Here is a 24,196-nt window from a genome sequence, read left to right on the forward strand (position 1 = left end):
ATCCTGTTTGCGGCAGTTATTGCCGCTGGGGCCATCATCACTCCGTGGGCCGTACATCGCTCCGGCGTCGCCAACATCCCCAGAGACGAAGCAACCACGGAGATAGCTCCGGCCGCATTTACTTCAGAAATACCGAACACTCCGGTCCGACAGATCTGGATACCCGAACAGAACCAAGAGGAAAAAACAATGACAACGTCCAAGACAAACCGCTCCAAGTTCACAGACCTCGGATGGCATCTACTTATTTTCACTGTCGCTCAGATCGCACTGGCTCTCGCGGGCTGGTCCTGGATAACGGACTCATTCACCGCCAACGACTTCGGTGAACACCTCTCCTCCGGTGGGCGACCCGAGCTCGAAGGAATCCCGAGCTTCTTATACGGTGCAGGAAAAATATGGGTCATCATTTTCGTCATCGATGTCATATGGACCCTGATCACAGGACGCAAAAGCAATCAGGCCCCGAACAAACAAGAGTCGTAGGTGACCTCATACGAAAAAACCGGGCACCATGGCGGTGAGTGTCTGGCGACACCAGCCGCCAGTCGATCTCTGCCGGAATGTTTCATCTCGACCCCACGGCCAGTTCCAGCTACAACCTTCTCCAGCCCTTGGGCTTCGGTCAGCAAATACATCTGGGATAAAACCAGCAACCGATGTCCCGCAGGAGGTTCCCTTGCGGGCGGGGATATGTTCAGGGAAATGTTGCCTCGTTTAAGTCTCCAGGTCCTCATCGGGGTTCCTCAATGGCCGAAGTTCCGTTCCTGTTGCGCCTGCAGTGAAAGAGTAGCGGCCCAGCATATTGATGTGTTCCGAGACCAGCGGCGACAGGCGTTGCACGTCCTCGTCTGCAACGTTGTGGGCCCAGTGCTCCTATAGCTGCCATGAAGGGCAATACTGTGGAAAAATCCGCTTACTTCAAGGGCTTTTCGGATCTGTCGTTGTGTCAGGTTGGGTTCTTAGTTTCATGGGCTGCGGTGTCCAGAAAACAAGATATGGAGTCGAATCTGACGGATTTTGGCACCATATTGCGCGTCTGGTTGGGGTAAACCCAAACCAGACGCGTGATTGCCCCTGGCGACACGTTCAGGAGTACTGGGCCCTATCCGGGTGGATTCCTCCAACCCTGAGGACCCCATGGACCAGCTTGCCGTTATCATGCTGACGCTTGTTGGGCAGCTGGAGCGCACTTATGGCATCGAATACGCGGCGCCCGCCCGCAACCCACTACCCAAGAATTTTCAGTCTGGTGGGAATTCAGAGTTTATTATTTCTGTCCAGACATAATTATTGCCTCTGTAATCGGTCCCGAATTGCTTGGTCAAGGAAGTCGACAACTGTCATGCCGTGTTGTGCCAAATACTCGTCGAGGTCATCCCGGAGATTGATTTCAATCTTCGAAGAAAATGGTTCCATGCGTCGCTTGGAGCGCGGCCGCCCAGGTCCGGGGCGTACTACCTCTGGCCGCTCCACTTGTGCAGACTTTTGACTCGAGGTTTGGCCGGCACGCTCTTCGAACGCATCTGCAGCTGGGAGTTTGGCTGATTGTTGCGTCAGCGACTCAACCACATCTGCTACTGGCGCTTTCCGGATCGATGATTTGCGTTCAACGGTGGCCATTATTTTCCTCCATCCAAACGGCGTGCGTGCTCAACAAATATCTCTGTTAGTGCAGCTGCCCCGGGTCCTGACAATTTAGTAAGTGGCATTCGTGAACTGACAGAGTCCTGCATGGCGGTTCGTTGAGGTATGACTGGCATGATCACGTTCTCCCCGTACTCGGCTTGGAGTTCATTGATTTGGTAGGAGTGCTCGCCGGTCAGCGGCGCACTTGTTTTATTGATGATGAGGCCAGCAAATTCGAGTTCGGGGTTTAGATGCGGCAGGGATTTCACCTTGTCCACGGTTTCCAGGAATTCAGTTACACCCCGCACGGAGAATGCGGCAGCTTCCGTTACTGCCATGACCCGATCAGCCCAGATCAAGCCGTTGAGAGTGAGTCGCCCCAAGGCAGGGGGAAGGTCAATCAGAATGTGATCGTAGGCCTCAAGCTCTACTGAGTTCCAGGCAGCTGTTTTTAGGCGCATTTCCGGTGTCATGAGAACTTCTGACTCGATGCGAGACATGGACTCTGAACCAGGAACCGCGTCGATGCCCTTCCATGAGGTTTGGACGATGGCCTGTCCGAGCGTTCCCGCCTCTCCCCCATATAGAACATCAAAGATGTCAAATTCTCCTTCAGCCTCTAACGCCGTGGTGGCATTAGCTTGAGGGTCCAGATCCACAACAAGGACTCGTCGGCCCAAAAGGCTCAATCCCATGGCTAGACCGAGGGTCACGGAAGTCTTCCCTACTCCACCCTTGCGGTTTCCTATCGCTGTGACAGTTGGCACCATGAGCTACCCCTCAAATGTTTTATAGACAGTTTGACAATCATACATCAATCAATCTACCAATACATCTATCTTTCATTATGTCATGACATAATTATTTATTCTTGTTAGCCGTCACTGATTCTACGCCGCCACAGCTCGTTCACGGTGGCCTGCCACTTGGTCGAATAGTGATAATGACGGGACCCAAGGGTCGTACTCGTCCCGTTCTTGGTCGTAGAGGTCTTCCTCACGAATCACTGGTTGCGTGAAGCGTTCCAAGTGAGCATGCCACTGCCGGCGTTGTTCCCTGATGAGGGAGCTTTGCCGTTCGTAGTCTTCCTGGACACCCAACCATTCGGCGATTTTTCCCAGATTGGTGGTGTGAATGATCTGCCAGAGGCCATGGCGGCGTTCGACCATGGACAGTTCTGCCAGAATGGTGAGCTCCTTAGCGACCGTGGGCCGGCTCAACCCGGTAGCACGCATGATGTCAGCAGTTGTGGGGCAGTGCCGCGCCCGTTCGACGGCCTCGTAGACCAGGGCTGATGGTGCCCCGAGGGCTCTGAAGACTGTACGGATGCCGTGAATCTTCCCTTTTCGCCAGGCTGTGGCTTTTGCAACGTCCCCGTATTGCTCCGGTAGGCCCAACAGGTAGCTGTCGGCTCGTTTCCCGCGGGCATCCTCGATCTTGGACAGCATCCCACCAGAGTGTTTTACCAACCGGGGGAGCAGGCGAGCGATGGTGGCGTGGTGGGCTCCCATCTCCCTGGCGAAGGACCGGCATCCAACATCAACCGCCAAGGTGCCCTTGGCCCGGGCAAAGCCCAGGACCGCACGGAACAGGAACCGCAACATGATCCCTTCCCGGCCAGTACGGGCCAGCCGTTGGTCAAGGAGGGAGTACAGAACGTTTTCAAGATCATTGATCTCAGCCTGGACCGAGGTGCGTGAACGAGGGATCCCAGCCCCCCCGCTGTGGGTTAAAGCAGGCTCTGTGTCGTATTTATTGCTATAGCTCTTTCCTGCTTGGGGGGCGTCGTTTTTCTGGGCAACCCAGTTGGACGCGTTCTGCCATTCCTTGGCCAGCAGTGCTTCTTGGCGGGCCCGTGTCCCGTACAGTGCCCCGAGCCCGGCGAAGTCGCTAGTGATGCGTGCCTGAATCTCGGGCAGGCTCACTTGCCAGGCACAAAGGTGATTGAGCACGGCCATGCGTGCTTCGGAGTGGCTCTTGTACTTGGCTGTGTCGTAGATCCCGGTGCGGGCCACTTGGCGCAGCACTGAGCCGCGCAGCAAGGCGCTCTCCGTCGAGGACGCGGATGGGGAAACGGTGGCCACGGTCTTGGTAGGTTTCACACGTGCGGTTTTGCGGGCACGCACCTGGTGGATGGAAGCCGCCAAGGCCTGTCGCAGGGCTGCAATAGCAGGTGAAGGGTTGCGGCGGCGCAGCACGTCGTATGCCTGGGCAAGGGGTGTGTCCAGGACTTGGTGGCCGGTCATGGATTTGTGCCACGCGCCTGGGGGGCGGATACATCCGTCCGTGATGTTCTGGTGGGGGCCTGGGTCGAGACTAGGGAAACGGGTAGCGAGAGCTTCCACAAGCTCACGTGCATCCTCAGCCGCAAGACGCTCCTGCACAGGAACGTAGATGTGCCGGCCGCCGCTGGGGGAGTGGTCGGCAACATAGGCCAGACCACAAGAGTCAAGAAGGGCGCCAATGGCTGCCGCGTCGGAATCCACCACGAGCTGTAGTGCCTTGGAGGTGTCAAGGTCCAAGCACAAGGTCTGCACGGAGCCATCGGCGCCGTGCACCATGACCGCGGCAGCACGGGACGGCAATGCCTTCGAGATGCGGGGAGGATTGGAGCGAGGCCGGGGATACTTGCCCTCCCGAGTGGCGAACCGCATGATGGGTACGCCGGCTATCAGGGATGCGAGAGCAGCCCAGGCCTGGGCAGGAGTTGACGAGGTGTCCGACACGGCCGCCGTGTCGGGCGAGGCACTTTTGTCCAAAAAATTGTGTGTGTGTATGATGGAACCATTCCTAAGCAAGAGCGGGCATGACAAAGCCGCTGTTGTCGAAGTGGCTAGAAACTAAGAATCTTGGCGGAAACGAGTTTTTAGCTACTGAGTAAGTGTCAGGCAAGGCCCGCAAACTGCGGGCCTTTTGCCGTTTAAGAAGCCTTCGCGATAGGCAAAGCCTCCTGGCTAAGAATATGGTCGAGGTCGACCGTAGAGAGATGTGCTTTCACCAACGCAGCGACGTAATCGCTCACAGTGGTGCCAGAAGCCTCAGCTACTGCCGCAAGTTTTTCTGCATCGGGGACTGGCATGCGCGCTCCAACAAGTCGGCGGTCGCCCTTGCTTCGACGCCCGCCCCCGCGATTTCCTGTAGATGCCATAAGACCATTGAACCGGTAACAGTTTCTATTAAGTGGGATCATTTGGGTGTGTCGTGCAGAAACATTGGCAACAGCTGCCACAGTTCCTAGAACGAACCTGGCTACCTGTCCACTGCCGAGAACAATAATTGCAGTCGTGCTGGACTCGTGGGTGCGGTTCATTTACGGGCCTGTTCTAGGGGGAGCGTCTCCCGGTGCATGCCGTCAAGTTTATTGGGGCGTCCTTCCGCGCGGTCGATCAGCGCGCCGACATACTCCCCGAAGGACATGTTGTACCGCTGCATCGCCACCCAGGCGCTGTAATGCTGTTCCGGAAGAACCAGACAGTTCATTGGTGTCTTCTTCCCAATCAGCTTGGGTGCACGGTATTCCTCCATGGGACCCCTAACTTCGATTTGAGAGATTCTCGATATACGCGAGATGTGTCGAGGTATCGATTTTTTCGACGCCACTGCTAGACAATAGTTAGCTTACATACATGCCTTGTGCATGCACAACTCTATAGTTGAGCCCTTCCTGTGCTCTATTGGGGTCGTCAGGTAAACTTTGGTGTCAGCTGGCCGTCTACGTTGTGTGGCGGCCTACATTACAAGCCATTGACCTGGGCGAGGAGCTATAAATTTGGCAAACGCAGGCCGTAGCGTGTTCTTTACGCAGCAGCAGAAGAAGGAACGGCTAGCGGATCGCATGGGTCTCTTGGTGGATATTTGGGAATTCGATAATAATACTGCGCTGACTTACCCTCATGTTGAGGAAGCCCTTTCTGCCAACGGGATCCAATTGTCGCGAACACGTTGGTCTTACTTGATCAACGGCACCGGCAGTCTTGTGACTGATCAAGAACTTCTAAAAGCCATCGCGGAGCATGTTTTTAAGGTGCCTGCTACCTATCTGACTGATCTCTACAGTGACACCCCTCCCGATGTTGAAGCACGCATGGAGTTTTTGGACAAGATGCGAAAGCTCAAAGTGAAGAACTTTGCGGCTCGAAACCTAGGTGAGACTTCTCCTGAAATTCTGAAGACGATCACCAAGATTATCGATGAGTCAATGAATGGCGAAAAGTGAATGGTACTCCCTCCGGTCGAGGAAAAGATCCGCGAGCTCTGCGGTAATGGCAATACCTCAATGACGCAAGTTGTTGAGCGTCTGACAACGATCTGTCAGAAGCCGATCAACCTTGTTGAGCACGAAGGGGAGTGGGGAACGTTGACTGCTTTGAAAGTTGAATTTGAGGACTACATCAACGTCCTTTTCCCCCCACAGAAATCCTTGCACTACAAGCTTCACTGCATTTATCACGAGCTTGGGCACATCTATCTGGAAAGCCTGGATCTGGCTGTACCTAAGATCTCTCAATCGCTGCTGCAAGAGACCACAGACGCCATTAACGTTAGTTGCCGGCACATTGAAGATGATCCTGTAGAGAGATGGGTGGAGGATTTCGCGTTCATGATGTCGAAGAAGACTCGTGCAGGCAGCTCGGCTGCCCTTGACCCCTTCCTCTGCTAAAAAATGCGACTGATACTTTTCGCGCTGCTGAGCGCCCTATGCTTACTTCGGATACCTGCCGTTGTGAAAGTGAAAGAGGCAAGGGCCTCATGGCTGGCTTCCGTCTTCGGCCTCATTGCGCTCTACACTCTGGGAATCGTCACACCGCTGGACACGATTGATAGCTTCCTCGGTGGCGTCAACGCCGCGAATTTGCTGCAAGCCATCTTCGCACTGCTGGCGATCTTCTTCTTCAACGACTCCGTGAGGCAGCTAGCGAATGTACCAATTCGCAGCTGGACGTACTACGCCCCGCTGCTGGGCATTCCTATCATGATCGCCTGCTTCGCACTGATTGAGGATAAGGGGCCGACCTCCGCAAACTTCATCTTTGACAGGATGGGACAGCTAGCAACAGCCGCCTACGTCGGTACGTACATGCTCACCTTGTTGTTTACGGTGATCAGGCTTTCCTACATGCTTCGCCATAAAGCGAGAGGCCTGCTAGCGGTATTTTCAGCAGGTATGCTCTTGGTCGCTTTGGCCTGTGCATGTCACTTGGCGTATGTGGTGCTGTTCCATTTCACGCCTTGGCATGAGTTGGCTTTGGGGATCGGCTCATGGTTTTACCGACTCTTCTATGTTGGCCTTTCGGTGACAGCTGCCAGCTGGCTGACCCTTTTTCTGTCGAAGCAAATCCCGAGATTGCGCCGCTGGCTGGTAGATGCTCTCTGGCTGACGGGACTGAGAGTTCGAGTTAATACCAACCGCTCTCGATTCACCCCATTATGGGACTTCTTCAACGAGACATTGGAAGATGGAATCTACAAGAGTCTCATTGAACTGCATAACTACGAACGCGCGAACCTGACGACGTTCCATGAAACAATCCAGGAAAAATTGAGCAAAATTGAGGCCAGGCTAGAGGCCCGAATCTAGTCACAGTTGGTTGAAATTGCTTTACTGACCCAACTCCTGAGTTCATGTGTAAAGGATTCAGTCGAGGCGTTCCACTCCTGAGTATGGTGGGCCATAGGTAGCGCGATTAGGGTGACAGTCCTGGGATTCGCCTGCTGGAAGGCAGCCGAGAGTTTCCATGGGACTTCTTGGTCAGCTTTGGATTGTAAGACTAGCGTCGGCACGGTTACCCGGTCAGCCGCATCAGTCCATTCGAGCCCGTCGAAATCAATTGCTTCTTCTAGCCCGATGAGCTTGGCAAAGAGGTGAGTCTGCAAGAGCCGCACGACAAGCTTGGCTCCGACTGCAGGGACGCCAGCTTGGGCCGCACCAGCTGCGATGGTTTTGCGCCAGCTCGTAACGGGGCCCACCAAGACAATTCCTGCAATCTGATCCTTGTAGTCGCTGTGCTCGGCCGTAAGCAGGGCTATGGTCCCGCCCATGGACCAGCCAGAAAGAATAATTCTCTTGGCACCATGTGCGACGGCGTAGGCAACTGCGCACTCCACATCAAGCCATTCAGTTTGTCCCAGGTGACTTGAGTCGGCCTGTGGTGGTCTAACCATGGTGTCGCTGCGAAACGAGGGCACCAGAGAGGTAAATCCCAGGGGCTTAAAAGCGTGAACGTCTCGGAACATAATCGAGCGGTCGGTCCAACTGCCATGAATATGGATCACCCATACATCATGATTTTCACCTTCAAATAGCCAAGCAGGCGCCACACCGTAGGCGGTGGGGATGGGCACTTCTTCGTAACGTCCCCCCACCGCAGACGGTTCGAAAAATACATCCGGGGTCCAATCGACAAGTGGCCCCAAATGGTCTGGTCCTGAACCAGTCGGATCAATCCGCCGTTCCACACGTTTTTGATCCTCATCGATCCGCGTGACCTCACCGATTCTTGTGTGCAGCTTTGTCGCCGGATCGAACACTCCATAGGAGCCCGGCACTTTGGTGTAGGCATCCAATTCAATGCGAATCCGCAGCCCGTCATCTGTTAGTTCGGCCAGACGGTAGTCCTTCGGTCCCCGTTTAACAATCTTGCGAGCCATGACAACGGCGAACGCTGAAAGCGCGGCAGCCGGCACAAGTAACGCCAGACAGGACAGGATATGCCTTGTCTTCAACACGCAGCGTCATCCTCCCTTGGTTGTCCATGAGTACAGCAAAACCCGAAACCATCGTAACTGCTGCTCAAAACTAGCCAAATGGACAGGGCTTGAACACTACAGGTGTTGTACATGTGCAGAGCATGCGTGTATCGTTTTCAGTGAGCCATTCAATGTCACTTTCCCCTTCTTTATCGAGAAAAAGGCGTGCTGCATTGGATTTCGTTTCACCTATTCGAAGGAGCGTTAGCGCATGTTGAATTCAGTTTTGGACATGATGAGTCAGTTTGTGGCTGTTGGGGGTGGGTTGTGGTTGGTGTGGGGTGCCATCGTTTTGGGTGGCGCTTTGCGTGATCAGAACGGGCCTCAGATTCAGACGGGTATTTGGCAGTGTGTTGGTGGTGGCCTGATTTTGGCGGCTGGTCTGCTGTTTAAGACCATCGTGGTTCCGTAAGGACGCCGGTTATGGGCTTTCTTCTTGTTTTTATGTTGGACACTCTCAGCGGTGGTGGGCTGACGGGTGCTGGCCCTGATGGTGGGCAGATTTCTTCCTTGGGCTCATCGTTGCCTGAGTACCAGGCGGATATGTGGCAGGCCGTGGAAGCGGTCCATAATCTCGCGGTCAAGCCGGTTGCATCGACTGTGCTGGCGATCATGTTTGTCATGATGCTGGCCAGAACGAGTACACAGGTTGATTCTGATTCGCAGCTGGGTGTTCGGATCGTGGCGGCGACGATGTTTAAAGTCGCGATTGTGTTTGTTGTGGTGCAGAACGCGATGACCATCTTGGGTGCGCTCTTGCAGATCTCCATTGATATTACGCAGTCAATTCTGACGAATCCTGCGGCTAACCAAGCGAACATTGGTACAGCAATGAAGGACCGCATCGATTCGATGAACCCCATGGAACAGCTGGGCGCTTTGATCATGCTGCTGATTCCTTTCCTCATCTCTGTGGTCGCGGTTCTGATCCCCTTCGTCCTGATTTTTATTCGTTTCTTGCAGCTCTTCATCATGGCCGCTTTCGCCTCGTTGCCGTTGGCTTTCCTGGGGCATGAGGACACCAAACCGATAGCTATCGGGTATCTGAAGGCGTTCGCAGCAACTGCGTTGTCTGGGACGGTGATGGTTTTAGTCATCGTCCTTGTCGCGAAGATGAGCTTCACGGGTTGGACTGATTTCAATGGAGAGGTTCTGCCGTTCATTGCTGGGAACTTCTGGAACATGATGATTGCGCCGCTGGTGCTCGTGTTCGGGTTACTGACCGCAAATGGCATGGCAAAGAAGCTAGTTGGGGACGGGTAGGGGGCTGCTATGGCACTTGAGATGAAGGTTTTCAAAGAGATAGCGGCCTATGAGCCGAAGCCAATGTTTGGACTGACCTGGCGGCAGTTAGCGGCCCTGTCGGTGATGGTGATTGTCGGTGGTGGCGTTTTTGCTTTGGTGACTTTTCTGATGATCCGAGGCGGCAGTGATTTTGAGGACGCGACGTCACTGGCGATGTGGGTGGTGTGGCCGGTTATCCTGCCTGCCGCGTTTTGGGGTTGGTGGCGACCTAAAGGCTTGATGCCAGAGAAGTTTTTATCGTTTGCGGTCCGCGAACTTTTGATGCAGAAGGAAGTTGTTTATGGAACATCAGCAGATGCACGACCAGACCGAAGCTCAGGTTCGAGTGGACGCTCCGGAGGCCGGGAGCAATCCGTGGCTTCTGAAGGAAACAGAGCCGAAGCGAAAGCACGGCGCAAGCAAGCCAAGGTTCTCCGTAAAACCCTTTCCGAGCGTCGATAAGAGGACCGCGAAGGCGGTGCCGGCTAAACCCAAGCGCCGTAAAAGCACCCGTACCGGTGCCGATCATGCTGGGCCTGTGGGTTTCAAAGCTGCACCTAAGAGGTCACAGGATGTCTTGGGTTTCCAGGCAATGTTGCCCAGCGGTGTGGCGTGGCTTGGCGGGGATGAATGGTCAATGACGCTGCGGTTTAGTGACATCAACTATGTCGCTGCTGCTGAGGCCCGGCAGGAGTCGATTCTGGATAAGTGGGCGCGGCATTTGAATTCGTTTGGTGCCGGTTCCCGTGTGCAAATTTCAGTGATTAACCGTGTTCTCGATGAGGCCGATGTCGCTTCGCTGGTTCATAAGCCGCTGGAAGGAGACGCTTGGGATGAGTACAGGACAGACTCCAACCGTGTCATTAAAGACAAACTCTCAGCCAACAGTGCCAACACGGTCACTGATAAGTACCTGACAATCACCGTTCAGGAAGTTGATCGGGAAAAAGCTGAGGCCACGCTGACCAGGATGTTCCACGAAACTGAAGCGCACTTGGAGGCCTTGGAAGGGTGCGCGTGCGAACGCCTCGACCGGACTGAGCGGTTGGCGTTGTTCTCAAGCCTTTTGCGTCCCTATGAGCTGTTCACCTTTACAGAAGAAGCGTTCGCAGCAACGAAGAAGTCTTCGTCCACTGGGGACTATGTGGCTCCTTGGTCTGTGACGACCACGGGAAAGACTGGACCTGTGGTGTTGCGCAATGGAACGGCCAACACTGTCGTCTCCACACTGTGGGTGCGGGATTATCCTTCATGGCTGACTGACCGGCTCTTTAGCGAATTGGCCGAAGTCAAGGGAGATGTGAACGTTACTTTGCATCTGGAACCGTATGACCAGGCCGATGGGTCGCTGCTGGTCAACCGGCAGATCGCTGAGTTGGAAATGCAGTCGATCAGTGAAGAAAAGAAAGCTGAAAAGCAGGGGCGCAGTAAGGAAACGATTCCTCATAAGCTCCGGATCGCGCTAGAGGAAGCTCGGGGGTTGCGTGATGAGCTCAATGACTCAAACCAACGACTGTTCTCCACGCTGTTGTTGGTGGGTGTTTCAGGGCCGGATGAAGTCAGCGTTGAACACAACATCCGTCGTGTAGGAACTGTGCTGCGGAAATTGTCGATCCCCGCTGAGACCACAACGTATATGCAGCGTGATTCTCTGACATCCATACTGCCGTCGGGGCGCAGGCTGGTGCCGATGCGTCGAACACTAACGACATCCACTGCTGCGGTTCTGATCCCCTTTACCACTCAAGAGCTTTTGGTACCGGGCGGTCTTTGGTACGGCATGAACGCCCAGTCATCGAACCCGCTGGTGGCCGATAGGACGGCGACAAAGAACGGTAATGGCTTCATTTTGGGTACTTCTGGTTCGGGTAAGGGGGTAGCGGCAAAGTCTGAAATGACCCAAGTTATCCTCACTCGCCCTAACGATGATGTGATCATCATCGATCCTGAACGTGAGTATGAGCCGCTAGTTAAAGCGTTCGCCGGGGAAACCGTGCGGGTGCATGCAGGATCCGATGACCATGTGAACTGGATGGATCTTGATCTGGTCAATGTTGAACCTGGCACAGATCCCGTGATCGCTAAGTGCGCGTTCGTTCTTTCGTGCATTGAAGCGTTGGTTGGTGGCGTCAATGGTTTAGAAATGGGGGAGCGGGCAGCAGTAGATCGCGCCGCGCTTGGCTTGTATCGCAGGTATGCCGCTGAGTACAGCGTCCACCACGAATCACCGGATGTAGCGCCTATGCCTGCCATGCCTGTGCCAGAGGACCTCAGAATGGAGCTCATCAGTTCCGGAGGGGAACCAGGCAAACGCGTTGCGGATGCCTTGGAGCTTTACACCTCTGGATCTTTGGCTGGCTTTTCGCAGCAAACCAACGTTGATCCCAAAAACAGGATCGTTTCTTGGGACATATCCCAGCTGGGCAATGAAATGCGCGGCTTTGCCATGATGGTGATTTTGGATCAGATTTGGTCAAGGATTGTCGCTAACAAGGCTGCCGGTAAACGTACTTGGTTGTACGTCGATGAGTTCCACATGCTCTTCAACCACCCGAAGACGGCTGAGTATTTCCGTGAGCTGTTTAAGCGTGCCAGGAAGTGGGGTGCGATTCCGACAGGGATCACTCAGAACATTGAAGAGTTGCTGGATAACGCTGATGCGCGTCTGATGCTGGCTAACTGTGATTTCTTGATGCTGCTCGGTCAGAACGAGACGGATGCAGACACGATTGTTGAGCTGCTGAAGCTCTCACATGATCAGCGCCGGTACTTCATGAATGTCCAGCCAGGTAAAGGGTTGCTGCGGTCCGGGCCTGCGGTCGTTCCCTTTGACGCTCGAATCCCGGAAACCAGCAAGCTTTACAAGCTCTTCGACACGTCCTTTGAAGACCTCAAGGACTAGGGAAGATCACCACTGATGAAGAACTTACGCAGGACGAGCCAGGGCCGGGAAGCCAGCGAGAGGGTTTCCCGTCTTAAGGTCGTGACACGAACACAGCGACTGAGCAAGGCCAGCCAAGAACGAACGATTGGCCGTAGAGGCGTACCGTCTGAACAGACCAAAACACCTGGTCGCCTCACTCGTGCACGTCAATCGGTCAAGACTGGTGCATCCGAGGTAGTCAATTCGTCACGTCCTGAAGATGAGCGCACGGACATGACCAATAAGGTCGAGGCCGGGGCGGAGCTCACGGCCCGTTCGGCTGCGGCACGCACAGTGGGAAAAGTTCCTGGGGCCGGCACGATGGCAAAGACCATTTCCCCTCATCGTGGCATGAGCGAGAATGCTGAGGCCATCGGCCAGCGGTACGCCAAGGAAGGCGCTACCCGTGGGGGGCTTCGCACAGCGAAGGTCGCAGGAAAGATGAGCAAGCACTCTGCGCATGCAGCGGGGCGTGGAGCGAAAAGTGCTTCCAAGCTGACCTTGACGGCTACTCGCCGTAGCGGGGCCGCTGCTGGACGTGCAGCGCAACACGTTGCCCGTGCAGCTGCTAAATCGGCACGACTCTCTCTGGCCTTGGTCCGTGCGGCAGTTACAGTGGTTGCCGGTGCTGCCACATCTGTCCCAGTGTTGGCCGTCCTAGGCGTTGCTGTCGCGATAGTGGCAGTAGTGGCGGCCATTATTTCAGCAATTTTTCCAACGATCACCAACGCGAGCTCGTGCACTCCGGCAGCTGGGGCGGATACGGTCAGCTCCGCTTATGGCGGATACAGCTCTCCTGAGCAGAAAAAGAATGCCGCCGAAATCATCCGGGCAGGTCAAAGCGCTGGATTGGGCTCCAGAGACATCACTATTGGTGTGATGACCGCTATCGGTGAGTCCGGTCTGCGAATCCTCGCCTATGGCGACACTGCGGGACCAGACAGCAGAGGCTTGTTTCAGCAGCGTGATAACGGAGCCTGGGGCAGTCTCGCGGATCGGATGAACGCTTTCACCTCAGCAACCATGTTCTTCGATGCGCTAAAAAACGTCCCAAATCGGGACAAGATGCCCCCTACTGATGTCGCTTCGGCAGTCCAGGGTAACGACACGGTGAAGTATCCGAACCACTACGAGAAGTTTTGGGAACCAGCAGTTTCTGTCGTCTCTTCATTGGGCGGGGGAACAGCATCAGCCTGCGAACCCGGAGGGTTAGGGGTCGCAGGGGATTTGGGCAAAGACGATGACTACCCCTTCAAGTCCGGGATCTATAACGAATCGAACCCGGTCACCGGCTTCGCGCTCAAGAACTGCACTGACTTCGCGTGGTGGCGAATGATGCAACAGCTCGGCATTACCGATCCGGACAAGATGGATGCCCGTCGTCTCGGCCCTGGCAACGGGGCCACGTGGGGAGATACCTGGAAACGATCCGGATGGGAGGTGACCATGACTCCCAAAGTTGGGGCCATTATTTGGTACGGGCCCGGCAATCCTGGAGGACATCCGACTTATGGGCATGTGGCTGTGGTGAAGTCCATCTCTGCCGATGGACAGGTGTTGGAAGAGGGTTACAACATGGCTCCTAATCACTTGGGTTCCTATTACACCCGCACTATCGAACCGAATTCGCCGTCTGGCTACCTGATCATTCCGACGAAGGCACAGTTCGCACAAGCGAGCTGAAACCCGTTCATCACACTCTAGAGAAGGAACATCGCATGCTTGATAAGAGGAAATTCAACACCCTAGTCATCCTGGGTGCAGCGATCTTGGTGGCTCTGCTCGTTGTCATCTTTACGTCGCTGAGCTCGCGGAATGACTCGCCGTCAGTATCAGAAACGAGTGCTCCGGCAGCTACCGTTTCGGCCAGTGCGAGCCCTACGGAAGCAGAAGTTTTGGCGTTGACGCAGGAGGAAAAGAATTTCCTCCAGTCCGCCGGAACTACGGCTGCACGCTATGACACCAATGAAAAGCTCGCTTTGAAGCCAGCTGACTATGTGAAGGCTGGTTTCACCGAAACATTATCGAAGTCATACCAGCCAATTTGGTACGGACTCTTCGCCGGTCGTACCGATCAGCAAGGCGCACGGATTAACGCTCAGCCCCTTAGCATGTATCTTCCTGAGTCCTTGAAGGTTCTTGACTATTCCGGTTCAAAGGCGGGCAGCTACGTCATCCGGGTAGCTGTGAAAGTGCAGTGGTCCCCGATCAGTGTCCATTTGGCACCGGGGAAATCCCTTGATTGGCGGTCATTATCAATGGGCACGGACGTTGGCAGCGCAACGTGGATTCTTACCTACGACCAATTATCACAGCGTGTTTTGAAGGTGGAACAACCTGCCTGGCAGGACCTCGGGGCCGAACCACTTTTCGAAGCTATGGGCTTACCGGTACCAAGCAAAGTAACGACAGGAGAGAGCAAATGAGTGTTACAGCAACTATCCAAAATGACGGGTCTGCGGTCCTGAATCTCAGCGGAAAGACACAGAAGATTGCGGGAAATAGCGTAGACACCACACGCCTGCGCATCCGTGAGCTCGTGATTGACCATGCAAGCAAAACTGGTGAACGACAGACATTGAAGGCCCAAGAGGGAACTGGCGCATGGGAAATCTACGTTTACCCAGACGGCACCGTGGAGCCTGTCACCAACGACAGCAAGGCAAGCGAAGCCGAGGAAGTTCCGATGGTCCCAGTCCGAGCAGACCTGGGTCCAGAGAAGCTGGAAGTGCCAGAAAGTGTCCAGACGTTGCCGACGCGGCGAGAAGCAAGATCATTCCTTGTTCCTAACCAAGCACCGGAGGAGCCTGCGCAGCAAGGTTTCCGCGGACTCTTGAACCAAATGGGTATCAAGGTGAAGCCAAGTCTGGCCGAGACAACAGAACGCAACGAACGCATGCTTGTGGGCCAGCACTGGCCCGGTCTGCGCACTGTCACTGTTGCCAATGGCAAGGGAGGCAGCGGAAAAACACCTGTTCTGATTAACCTCGCTGCCATGTTTGCCAGACTCGGTGGTGTGGGGGTGCTGGGGGCGGATGCAAATCCGTTCCGTGGCACGTTGGGGTGGCGTACCCAGCAAGGCCCACATGAAGCAACGATCAAAGATCTTCTGAACGATATTGAACGGGTACTCGGTCCTGGTGCTTTGCTTGCCGAAATGTCGCGATACGTCCATCACCAGACGGTCGATAAGTTCGACGTTCTACGTTCACGTCCTCATCTGTTGGCCTCTGATCAGCGTCTCACACCAGAGGATCTAGACAACCTGGTCGCGGTAGCCGGCAAATACTATCGGATGCTTTTTCTCGATACCGGCAACGACGAATCAGACCCTTTGTTCGAACGCATCATCTCCCGTACAGACCAGCTCGTGGTGGCAACCAGCACCCGCAAAGACCGGGCCGAAGGCGGGAAGCTGCTGCTGGAATCGCTGATGGATCGGGATGCAGCCGGGGCGGCTCTGGCCCGTGACGCCGTGGTGGTGATTTCTGTGGCTGATAAGTCCGCTACTCAGGCTGACATCAAAAACATCACCAAAGGCTTTAAGCCGATCTGCCGTGAGGTGGTGACCATTCCGCACGATGAATCTCTCATCGATGGCTGGATCAAATACGACGCGTTAGCTCCTGTGACACAACGGGCTTGCTTGAGCGCGGCAGCAGCCGTAGCAAGGGGTTTTTAGCATGACGAAGCTACCACTGCGAAACGAGCATGCCTACGCCACTGGCACGGATCTGGGAGAAGTTAACGAAACTCAGATGGTCGATGGGACGGATTTGAAGAAATTCCACCTCTCTTTCACCCCCGCGCTGCGCGAGGCTTTGCGCGTTGAAGCGGGTCTGTGTGGCATCACTCAAACGGACTTAATCCGTGAATCTGTTCTGTCGTGGATCACCGACAGGATTGACCGACGAAACCAGCAACCTACTTCAGATCAGTAACTCACCCCCATATTCAGGAGGAAAGAACGATGGCTAAGACAAAGTTTTCTGTAGATCACGAGTGTGGACACACTCAAGAGCATGACCTCTCCGCTAAGCCCGCTGGTAAGCGGGCCGGGCTTGCGGCATGGCTGAAGGACAAGCCGTGCTGGGAGTGTGGCAAGTCCTCTGGCGTCTCTGAGGAACGCAAGGCCGAGATTCTGGCCGAAACCGAAGAGACTGAGCGGACCTTGGAACTGGGGGAGCTGGACGCCACTGAACGGCAGCGGGAAAAGCTGCTGCCGTGGGCGCGAGAAATCCGTGCGGCCAAGGTGCGCGAAGCCTACGAGCTCGTGGAGTCGGGTAAGGAGACTGAATCGTGGTTTGAAAACAACATCCTGGGGCCGGCTAAGCAGATCAGCCGGTGTAACTGGTGGGTTGATAACCGGGAGGCGACAATAGAGGATCTGCCTGAGCTACTTGATGACTCCGGGGAAGATAACCCTCACACCTGGACCGGGGCGAGCGCAGCCTCATGAGTGCACTCAATCGCAACCACAAAGCCCCGGCCACACCGGCGATTGTTTTCCTGGTGGTGGTCGGGGCCCTGGCGGTGTTCTTCTTCGGGGCTTTCCCTGCGGGGGAGGCCGCCGCAGGGAAACGTTACGAATGGACGGATGCTGGAACTACTCTTGACCGTCTAACCTCACTGATCTTGGGCCGTGAGGTTTGGACCGGTGCCCACACCTGGGCCGTATTGGTGTGGATCGGTATCCCCTTGCTGGCGGTAATCCTGTTCTCGGCCGTACTGCGGCTGACGGGTCCGAAGCGGCGGGAAATTGATAAAGCTGCACGGTTTATGGGCCGTGGCCGCCAGATTGAGCCTCTGCGTAAGCACTCTGTAAAGAAGAAGGCAAAGGATCTAGGTGTCACCGGTACGCTCCACCCCGGTATTCTTCTCGCCCGGTTAGTCGCGGGCGGGGAACGGCTTTACCAGTCGTTTGAGGATACTTGCGTGGATATTTGGGGTTCTCGGGCGGGTAAGTCCTCTACGAGGGCTATCCCGGTAATCCTGACTGCTGTAGGGCCGGTTTTGGCGACATCGAACAAGCCTGACTTGGTGAATGTCTGCTCGAAAGTCCGTGCCTCGGTGGGGAAAGTCTGGCTGTTCGATCCTCAGGGGATCTGCGGGGCGAGGGAACCGAAAGTGTTCTTCAACCCGCTGGCTTCAGTAACGACCATTGAAGATGCCCGTGATGTGGCAAGGATTTTTGAAGAAACGACTGCCGACGCCGATGCAAAGAAAGACGCGTTCTTCAACCCTGCAGGCCTGACACTGGTCACTGATCTTATGTTTGCTGCCGCGCTGGCAGGGCGGCATATGGATCAGATCTTCAACTGGATCAACCGTCCCAACGATGACGAGCCTGTGCAGCTGCTCATGGAGCATGGCCATGCCTCGATTGCTGGGCGGGTGAAAGAAACTCAGGGGTTGACCGAGAAGACCCGTGGCGGCGTCTATAAGGAAGCAGCCCGGATGGTTCAGTTCCTCGAATCTGCTGGCCTCATACAGTGGATCACTCCCGGCCAGGGTCGTATCGAGTTCGACCCTGCGCAGTTCGTCACCAGCACCGAGACACTGTTTCTGCTCTCTCAGGAAGGTTCCGGTTCTGCCGGGCCGATCATTGCCGCGCTCACCAAAGCCGTGTTTGATGCAGGTGAGACAGAAGCTGCCCGTCACAGCACAGGCCGCCTACAGGTGCCTTTGCTTGCCGTGCTGGATGAGGCTGCGAACATTTGCCGTATCCGCACTCTTCCAGATAAGTACTCGCACTACGGTTCCAAGGGCATCCTGCCCATGGTGTTGTTGCAGTCCTATGAACAGGGCGAGGAAGTGTGGGGCGAATACGGGATGGCGAAAATGTGGTCTGCGGCAAACGTACGGATCTACGGGGGCAACGCCGTCTCAAGGAAATTCCTGGGCGATCTTGAACAACTCGTGGGTGAATACGTCTATAGAGAGTCAGAAACCAGCTATGGCGCGAACGGGGCCACTAAAAGTTGGCGTTCTCACACCGAATCTATTCTCTCTATCGCTGACCTTGCTTCTGTCCCAGGGGACCGGATGATCATCTTGGCCGGCCAATCACGGGCGACCTTGGCGCGGACGCTGCCTTGGCATAAAGACAGGAAACTGCGACGTGCGGTTAAGGACGCTGGAAAAGGCCCGAAAAACCGCAAACCCACGGTACAAGTCACAGCCCGCTTTGCTGGTGCTGCACGAGTGCTTAAAAGGAAGGAATCCCTCTAATGGATGAACCAATTATCGAGCTCGACGAAGAATTGGCAGCGTTCGTGGCCACCGTTTTAACACCGATCTTTGAATTCCGCACCGGGAGCCTCTGGTGCGTTGAATGGTGGCGGCATACGGAGATCCTTAACCGTGTCCAAGACCTGTGTGATGGCTGGAACCAAATCGATGAAGAAGACGGCATCGACCTCAACACCTGGTACCGGTATTACCTCGATCACCACATGCCCATCATCCAGAACAAGGAAAACGGACCCCTCAAGGGCTGTACCACTCTGGAACACCAGAGCATCAAAACAAATCAATGGACACATCCAACACTCACAGACTGATCCTCTCCCCACTGCCAAAAGGGAGGTGCCTCACCACTAGGTGAGTCACCTCCCTTTTTGGTTTGATCGTTGTGTGGTTGTGGTTGTTTGCCCCCTGTTCACAGGTGCACGGCAAAAGGTTCTGTCCTTCGGTCTTTTCGGGGGCTTGTAAAAAAGTGGAATATCCGACGCTATCGTAAAGCGACTGGGAAGGGCATATTCGCTACTTAGCTTCTCAGAGTTAGGAAGACACCTGGGGATAGAGTTTCGTAAGGGGCCACAATCGCGGTTCCGTGGGACATTGAAAAGGACTGACGTAGCGCATGGTCGAACCTGATCCAAAAATTGGAAGCCATGGAAAGGCGTCGGGGTACACGGCGGGGTGTCGGTGTGACGATTGCAAACGTGCCCAAAAAGACTACATAGCCCGCTATAGGGCTCAGAAAGAGCAGTCCGGTGACTATGACCACGGAAAGGCATCTGGGTATACCGCGGGGTGTCGGTGTGACGATTGCAAACGTGCCCAAAAAGACTACATAGCCCGCTATAGGGCTCAGAAAGAGCAGTCCGGTGACTATGACCACGGAACGAATGCGGGGTATACCGCGGGGTGTCGGTGTGACGATTGCAAACGTGCTCGAAAAGACTGCATAGCCAACTATAGGGCTCAGAAAGAGCAGTCCGGTGACTATGACCACGGAACGCACACTGGATACGTTTACGGGTGTCGGTGTGATGCGTGTAAACGTGCACAAAGGGATTACAGCATGCAGCGAATATACGGTCTCTCCGGTCAAGACTATGATGCCATGCTCGTGAGCCAAGGTGGCTTGTGCGCATCATGTGGTCAGGAACCAGATAACAAAAATGGGTTCCATATTGACCATGATCACGACACGGGTATCGTCCGTTCTCTCCTTTGCCATAGTTGCAATGTGGCGTTCGGAATGCTTCGAGAAGATCCGATACGAATCGGTGCTCTGCTGAAATATGCATTGAAAATTTCTGATAATTCTCACAAGCCTGAGGTTGCCATCCCCTGAAAGCAATTGCTCCGCATTGAAAAATCAGGGGTTACATGCCGCGACAAATGGTGCCCGACAACGATCGTTCGCGAGATACTTCCCGAGGCTCTGATGCCGCGCTGGATTCTAGTGGCCTGCTGCTGTGTAAAGCTTCCCGTGTACGCGCCAATGTATCGGCTACCTCCCTTTGTAGGACACCACCCGTCCCAGCCTTCACCAGGTCCAATGAGGCGACGATGAACTAGCCGGCGGTTAGGGGGAATATCGCACTAATGTCGGATATTCGACCAGTAAGCCACCCCTTTTCCCGCACACAGGTTGGACAGCGGGACCCGTGGGGCGGCTGCACACAGCGCTCACGTGACGGTGGGCAGGTCAGGTCACCTTGGGTGTGCCAGAGCTGTGCACAGCCTCACAAGGACGGGGCGCTAGTGTTCGGGGCCGCTGCTGTGTCCAGGAGCGGGTGTGCTTATCGGGCCTGCGGCTTTCGCTTGTTTGGCCCGAGCAGCCCGGACAGCGAATGCGCGGTCCTTGGTGTTCTCCTGCTCGGGTGTTCCAGCCGTGGGCGGTTTCGGGCGGTCCCGCTCGGTGCACCACAGAGGGGCGGTGTCTTTCAATGCGGAGGCTTTCACTGCTGCTTGTTCCTCGAACGCGCGTGCGCGGTTCAAATCTGGATCTTCTCCTGTAAGCGCTTGTGCACGGACATCCTGAACCAGTTGTAACGGTGGCTCGGGAAGAACGTTAGCGGCAGGCTGGATTCCAAAAGTGTTCTCGTACCGGGTTTCTACTTCTGCGAGGGCGCGACGTGCAGCGTTTTTACCGAATAGCCCTGCTTGGTCTAGGCCCTGTCGTGCAGCGGTAATTTCAGCGGCAAAGTGGGCGTGGTCGATGCGCAAGGATTGCTCAGAGCGTGAGGCTACGTTGTGCTCGATCGTCTCACGTTGGCCTGTTGCCTGGCTGTGCGATTCAACTGCTTCGGTGTTGAGCTGCTGCCAGGTTTCGGGGCTGATGCCGTGCTTGGCTTCGTAGACGTCACGGCGGGACTGCCATGCCGCAAGCTTGCGCTCGTAACCTCTCGTTTCGGATCTCACGCGGCGATCTCGCAAATCGGCATCCATAGGGGAGACTTCACTAGCAAGGCTGGGGGAGAGTGCTCCCGCGTCGTGTGTCTCTTGCTCAGAAGCAGCCGTTAGGGTGCTGGTTTTTGGCTCTTCGAATTGGTGGGGGAGAGCTGCGGGGATAGGTGGCATGGAGAGATCGAGTCCTTCGATTTCTCGTGCAAGAGTTTCCATGGCGGCTTCGATGCCACGGTCGGCAGTGTCCCGGCCCATGATGTCCACGAACTGTGCTTGGGCGTCTTCGGTGGAGGCTGCCACCAGGTGCAAAGTGTTGGCTTCCACTCCACGGGTAGCTGCTACGTAGGTGCCGCCAGCGGTCGATGAGCTATCGAGTAGTCCGGCGCCGGTGGTTTCAGTCGCGCCTTGTGCGCCGTACTCGGTGGAGGCGTATCCAAGGTGAACGTACTCGTTGATGTATTCCTTGGGCAGGCGGATCATTTCTTTGCCTTTGCCTTGGCTGACAGAGATAGAGCCGTCGGCATATGTGGTGTGCACGGTGTAGGTTTCTCGGTTCGCTACGCCAAGCATCGTGTCGTTGTTTCGGGTCATGATCGTATCGCCATGTTGCAGCGTGAGTCCGTCAACTCCTGCCACCTCAAACTTGGGGGCTCGGGTTCGTCCGGCTGCGCTCATTTGTTGTTGCATGGCGGCATTGATTTGCGTGGCCATGTCATTAGTTGGCGTGGCCAAGGCAACGGTGCCACCTGTGAAAATCGTTTGTGCTGCCTGCTCAGTCATGGCAGTGAGGGCTTCTTCAGTGCTGGTGTGAATGCGGATATGGCCACCGGCGTACAGGTCTTTGAAAAGCGCGGCAGGGGTTTCCCTGGTACGCATGCGCAAGGACAATTCCGCGTACTTCGGATCTGCGAAACGATGAACAGCGTCGATGTCTACATGCTCGGTTGTTATCTTCGCTGCGTGGTCTAGAACCCCGCCACGGCCCACTGCCGGGAGCTGGGCACGGTCACCCATCAGGACAATTCCAGCGTCGTACTGATCCACAAGCTGTACTAGGGCAAGAGAAGTGTCTTGGTCGAGCATGCCAGCCTCGTCAACGACGACGCGTGCACCTTGCGTAAGCCTGTACTCATCACGTGGGCCTTGGTAGGTCTTTCCGGTCTTCGGATCACTCTCGCCGGGGGCCAAACGGGTGTAGCGTCCGTTCTCATCCCAGCGGAATCCGTTGGCGTGCAGAAGCTTATGAACACTGAACGCGGGGGCGTCAACGGATCGTGCAGCTTCCTGAGCGCCTTTCAATGTTGGGGCCAACACAACGAGTTGTCGTCCGTCTGAGTCAAGGACTGTTTTTGCCTCGCGAAGCATGGTTGTTTTACCGGAACCAGCAGCACCTTCGATGACGCCCAAGGCACACTGGCTGGCAACGATCTGGGCTGCGTGTTTCTGCTCCTGTCCTAGCTTGGTATCGGCAAAAGCGTGTGGATCAAGGTGTACCTTTTCAGCACCAATAACTCGCGCGGTGAACCGGGCTTTCAATTCATCTTCAACCGCGATGACACGTTCACTGGTGATGTGGCGGACGTGATCAGGCATGTGACCATCACGAGGGTCACTGATAGACCTTGCGCCTTGTGCAGCCTGTTTCGCGGTGTCTGTGATGAATGTGTTGAGTTCGTGGCGATCAGCAATAACACCAGTAGCTGATACTTGATCTGCGACTGCCGCTTGGAGCTGATGCAATGACCATGCAGAACCTTTTCCTTCACAGATTGCAATGGCTTGAGACGCGATCTCTGCTTGGTCCAGTTCGGCCAAGGAGCGGGTGTCGTTACCGCCTCCGGTAAACCCTTCCACGGGTAGTCCTGCAACGCGCAGTTCTTCGATCCATCCCGCTTGTGAGACTTCCCTGGTCTTCGCTTTCTTACCCGGTCGATCTTGTGCCCATGCTTGGAAATCGAACACCCGGCGCTGGTCGGCTGAGGGTTCTTGACCGGGATGGTCCTTGCGCCAGGAAGCTTCAATTTTCGCCACATTCTCTTGGACCTGTGCGCGGCGCTTTGAGAGCAGCTGGGCATGAGATGACAGTTCGACAATCTTGCCACTAGCTGTGTCAAACGTGAATCCTGCTTCAGCCAAACTGGCCCGAAGTCCTTCGTGAGAACGAATTGCTGACTCCCCAATTCCGCGCAACGCTCCTTGTTGCTTAAGCGTTGGGGTTGTCCACAATCCGCGCCATTTTCCTTCAGCAAAAACACGGGTGTTCCATTGCACGTGGATATGGCGATGGGGGTCCCCAGCACGGGAAGTCTTGTGTACAACTGCCACGGCTTCAAATCGTTCTGCCTTGACCAGACGCTGACTCCCGAGGGGACCAACACGGGTAACCGCATTGGCTGCTACGTACTCACTCATGGCTTGTGCAGCTTCTTGCTGCGCGGCATCCAGTGCCTCGCTAACAGCAGGATTCAAGGCTGCAGCAACTGAGAGTGACTTGTCGCAATTGACGGTCATTTCAGCAAACCTGGGACTTGCGGGAAGGGCACGAACTACGCCGTCATCCTGACGGAGACGGGCTTGGCCTTTGGGTTTCCCTCGCACAGCTCCGGTATCGGGGTCTGTCCAATCAACCCATGCTTTGTAGTGCTCGGCATCGAGAGAATCGGTGGCCTCAAGCGATCCTTCTGGGCCGTAGATGAAGCGATCAGCGAGTTGGCCCTCTTCTTCGAGGTAATACTCATCGGCGCGGTGATGATCCGATTCTAGATAGGCGGTAGCTGAGGCACCGGTGCCACGGAAGAAGGTTACCCCGCCCTGCATCGCTGTCTCACCGCCATTCGAATTTTGCTGCCGCAAAATGCGGCACCTATCGTAGATAGTATACGTGCATTGCTCAGTCTTTGTCTTTTTTTGTTTGGTTTTTGTCTTTGGCCGGCTCTGACGGTTTCTGCCCTTCATGGGCCCGGAGGGTGC

General features: G+C 55.3%; 24 protein-coding genes. 17 read left to right on the forward strand and 7 right to left on the reverse strand.

Annotation, left to right across the window (positions count from 1 at the left end; genetic code table 11):
• A partial coding sequence (locus CXQ93_RS20765) for a hypothetical protein (protein ID WP_219817397.1) occupies nucleotides 1-486 on the forward strand: 486 nt, incomplete at its 5' end.
• A 654-nt stretch (nucleotides 487-1,140) separates the two neighbouring features.
• Nucleotides 1,141-1,290 carry a hypothetical protein gene (locus CXQ93_RS21185; protein WP_258069117.1) on the forward strand — a complete coding sequence of 50 codons (150 nt, stop codon included), beginning with the start codon at nucleotides 1,141-1,143 and terminating at the stop codon, nucleotides 1,288-1,290.
• Here the strand turns inward: CXQ93_RS21185 and CXQ93_RS19040 are convergent, their stop codons facing one another.
• From CXQ93_RS19040 to CXQ93_RS19055, 5 genes are all read right to left on the reverse strand, one after another.
• Complete coding sequence (locus CXQ93_RS19040; protein WP_104111990.1) at nucleotides 1,291-1,623, reverse strand: hypothetical protein; 333 nt, start codon at nucleotides 1,621-1,623, stop codon at nucleotides 1,291-1,293.
• Nucleotides 1,623-2,399: a ParA family protein gene (locus tag CXQ93_RS19045; RefSeq protein WP_104111991.1), complete on the reverse strand. Its 777-nt coding sequence runs from the start codon at nucleotides 2,397-2,399 to the stop codon at nucleotides 1,623-1,625. The genes CXQ93_RS19040 and CXQ93_RS19045 overlap by 1 nt, the downstream gene beginning before the upstream one ends.
• Before the next feature lie 120 nt (nucleotides 2,400-2,519).
• On the reverse strand, nucleotides 2,520-4,388 hold the full coding sequence (locus CXQ93_RS19050; protein ID WP_104111992.1) for a hypothetical protein: 1,869 nt from the start codon (nucleotides 4,386-4,388) through the stop codon (nucleotides 2,520-2,522).
• A gap of 161 nt (nucleotides 4,389-4,549) precedes the next feature.
• Nucleotides 4,550-4,708, reverse strand: coding sequence for a hypothetical protein (locus tag CXQ93_RS20770; protein ID WP_181036224.1), 159 nt, complete (start codon nucleotides 4,706-4,708; stop codon nucleotides 4,550-4,552).
• Between the two features lie 227 nt (nucleotides 4,709-4,935).
• Nucleotides 4,936-5,154, reverse strand: coding sequence for a hypothetical protein (locus CXQ93_RS19055; RefSeq protein WP_104111993.1), 219 nt, complete (start codon nucleotides 5,152-5,154; stop codon nucleotides 4,936-4,938).
• Between the two features lie 244 nt (nucleotides 5,155-5,398).
• On the opposite strand from CXQ93_RS19055, the gene CXQ93_RS19060 reads away from it, so the two are divergent.
• The 3 genes from CXQ93_RS19060 to CXQ93_RS19070 all read left to right on the forward strand — a co-directional run bounded on the left by CXQ93_RS19060 (nucleotide 5,399) and on the right by CXQ93_RS19070 (nucleotide 7,207).
• Nucleotides 5,399-5,845: a hypothetical protein gene (locus tag CXQ93_RS19060; protein ID WP_104111994.1), complete on the forward strand. Its 447-nt coding sequence runs from the start codon at nucleotides 5,399-5,401 to the stop codon at nucleotides 5,843-5,845.
• Nucleotides 5,846-6,289: a hypothetical protein gene (locus tag CXQ93_RS19065; RefSeq protein ID WP_104111995.1), complete on the forward strand. Its 444-nt coding sequence runs from the start codon at nucleotides 5,846-5,848 to the stop codon at nucleotides 6,287-6,289. It begins immediately after the preceding gene.
• Nucleotides 6,290-6,352: 63 nt separating this feature from the next.
• The gene (locus CXQ93_RS19070) at nucleotides 6,353-7,207 is read left to right on the forward strand and encodes a hypothetical protein (protein WP_258069118.1); all 855 of its coding nucleotides are present in this window, start codon (nucleotides 6,353-6,355) and stop codon (nucleotides 7,205-7,207) included.
• Here CXQ93_RS19070 and CXQ93_RS19075 read toward each other — a convergent pair.
• Nucleotides 7,204-8,355 (reverse strand): S9 family peptidase, encoded by a 1,152-nt coding sequence (locus tag CXQ93_RS19075; RefSeq protein ID WP_104111997.1) that lies wholly within the window; start codon nucleotides 8,353-8,355, stop codon nucleotides 7,204-7,206. The two genes, CXQ93_RS19070 and CXQ93_RS19075, sit on opposite strands and share 4 nt — an antisense overlap.
• Nucleotides 8,356-8,587: 232 nt before the next feature.
• Here CXQ93_RS19075 and CXQ93_RS19080 point away from each other — a divergent pair, with 232 nt between their 5' ends.
• The 12 genes from CXQ93_RS19080 to CXQ93_RS21400 all read left to right on the forward strand — a co-directional run bounded on the left by CXQ93_RS19080 (nucleotide 8,588) and on the right by CXQ93_RS21400 (nucleotide 20,168).
• Nucleotides 8,588-8,788, forward strand: a complete 201-nt coding sequence (locus CXQ93_RS19080; protein WP_104111998.1) for a hypothetical protein — start codon at nucleotides 8,588-8,590, stop codon at nucleotides 8,786-8,788.
• Between the two features lie 11 nt (nucleotides 8,789-8,799).
• Nucleotides 8,800-9,639: a hypothetical protein gene (locus tag CXQ93_RS19085; RefSeq protein ID WP_104111999.1), complete on the forward strand. Its 840-nt coding sequence runs from the start codon at nucleotides 8,800-8,802 to the stop codon at nucleotides 9,637-9,639.
• A 9-nt stretch (nucleotides 9,640-9,648) separates the two neighbouring features.
• Complete coding sequence (locus CXQ93_RS19090) at nucleotides 9,649-10,122, forward strand: PrgI family protein (RefSeq protein ID WP_104112000.1); 474 nt, start codon at nucleotides 9,649-9,651, stop codon at nucleotides 10,120-10,122.
• Nucleotides 10,123-10,198: 76 nt separating this feature from the next.
• On the forward strand, nucleotides 10,199-12,562 hold the full coding sequence (locus CXQ93_RS21395; protein WP_374953430.1) for a VirB4-like conjugal transfer ATPase, CD1110 family: 2,364 nt from the start codon (nucleotides 10,199-10,201) through the stop codon (nucleotides 12,560-12,562).
• 255 nt (nucleotides 12,563-12,817) lie between these two features.
• On the forward strand, nucleotides 12,818-14,266 hold the full coding sequence (locus CXQ93_RS19100; protein ID WP_258069119.1) for a CHAP domain-containing protein: 1,449 nt from the start codon (nucleotides 12,818-12,820) through the stop codon (nucleotides 14,264-14,266).
• A gap of 35 nt (nucleotides 14,267-14,301) precedes the next feature.
• Complete coding sequence (locus tag CXQ93_RS19105) at nucleotides 14,302-15,009, forward strand: hypothetical protein (protein ID WP_104112002.1); 708 nt, start codon at nucleotides 14,302-14,304, stop codon at nucleotides 15,007-15,009.
• Nucleotides 15,006-16,265 carry an AAA family ATPase gene (locus CXQ93_RS19110; RefSeq protein ID WP_104112003.1) on the forward strand — a complete coding sequence of 420 codons (1,260 nt, stop codon included), beginning with the start codon at nucleotides 15,006-15,008 and terminating at the stop codon, nucleotides 16,263-16,265. Before CXQ93_RS19105 ends, CXQ93_RS19110 begins: the two co-directional genes overlap by 4 nt.
• Before the next feature lies 1 nt (nucleotide 16,266).
• Nucleotides 16,267-16,524 carry a hypothetical protein gene (locus CXQ93_RS19115; protein ID WP_104112004.1) on the forward strand — a complete coding sequence of 86 codons (258 nt, stop codon included), beginning with the start codon at nucleotides 16,267-16,269 and terminating at the stop codon, nucleotides 16,522-16,524.
• Nucleotides 16,525-16,553: 29 nt separating this feature from the next.
• Complete coding sequence (locus CXQ93_RS19120; protein ID WP_104112005.1) at nucleotides 16,554-17,042, forward strand: hypothetical protein; 489 nt, start codon at nucleotides 16,554-16,556, stop codon at nucleotides 17,040-17,042.
• The gene (locus tag CXQ93_RS19125) at nucleotides 17,039-18,814 is read left to right on the forward strand and encodes a type IV secretory system conjugative DNA transfer family protein (protein ID WP_104112006.1); all 1,776 of its coding nucleotides are present in this window, start codon (nucleotides 17,039-17,041) and stop codon (nucleotides 18,812-18,814) included. The genes CXQ93_RS19120 and CXQ93_RS19125 overlap by 4 nt, the downstream gene beginning before the upstream one ends.
• Nucleotides 18,814-19,146: a DUF4913 domain-containing protein gene (locus CXQ93_RS19130; RefSeq protein WP_104112007.1), complete on the forward strand. Its 333-nt coding sequence runs from the start codon at nucleotides 18,814-18,816 to the stop codon at nucleotides 19,144-19,146. Before CXQ93_RS19125 ends, CXQ93_RS19130 begins: the two co-directional genes overlap by 1 nt.
• 746 nt (nucleotides 19,147-19,892) lie before the next feature.
• Nucleotides 19,893-20,168: an endonuclease VII domain-containing protein gene (locus CXQ93_RS21400; RefSeq protein ID WP_181036225.1), complete on the forward strand. Its 276-nt coding sequence runs from the start codon at nucleotides 19,893-19,895 to the stop codon at nucleotides 20,166-20,168.
• A gap of 410 nt (nucleotides 20,169-20,578) precedes the next feature.
• On the opposite strand, the gene mobF is transcribed toward CXQ93_RS21400, so the two are convergent.
• Complete coding sequence (gene mobF, locus CXQ93_RS19140) at nucleotides 20,579-24,079, reverse strand: MobF family relaxase (RefSeq protein WP_181036226.1); 3,501 nt, start codon at nucleotides 24,077-24,079, stop codon at nucleotides 20,579-20,581.
• Between the last annotated feature and the right edge of the window lie 117 nt (nucleotides 24,080-24,196).

This window comes from Arthrobacter sp. N199823 (assembly GCF_002929705.1).
Classification (GTDB): Bacteria; Actinomycetota; Actinomycetes; order Actinomycetales; family Micrococcaceae; genus Specibacter.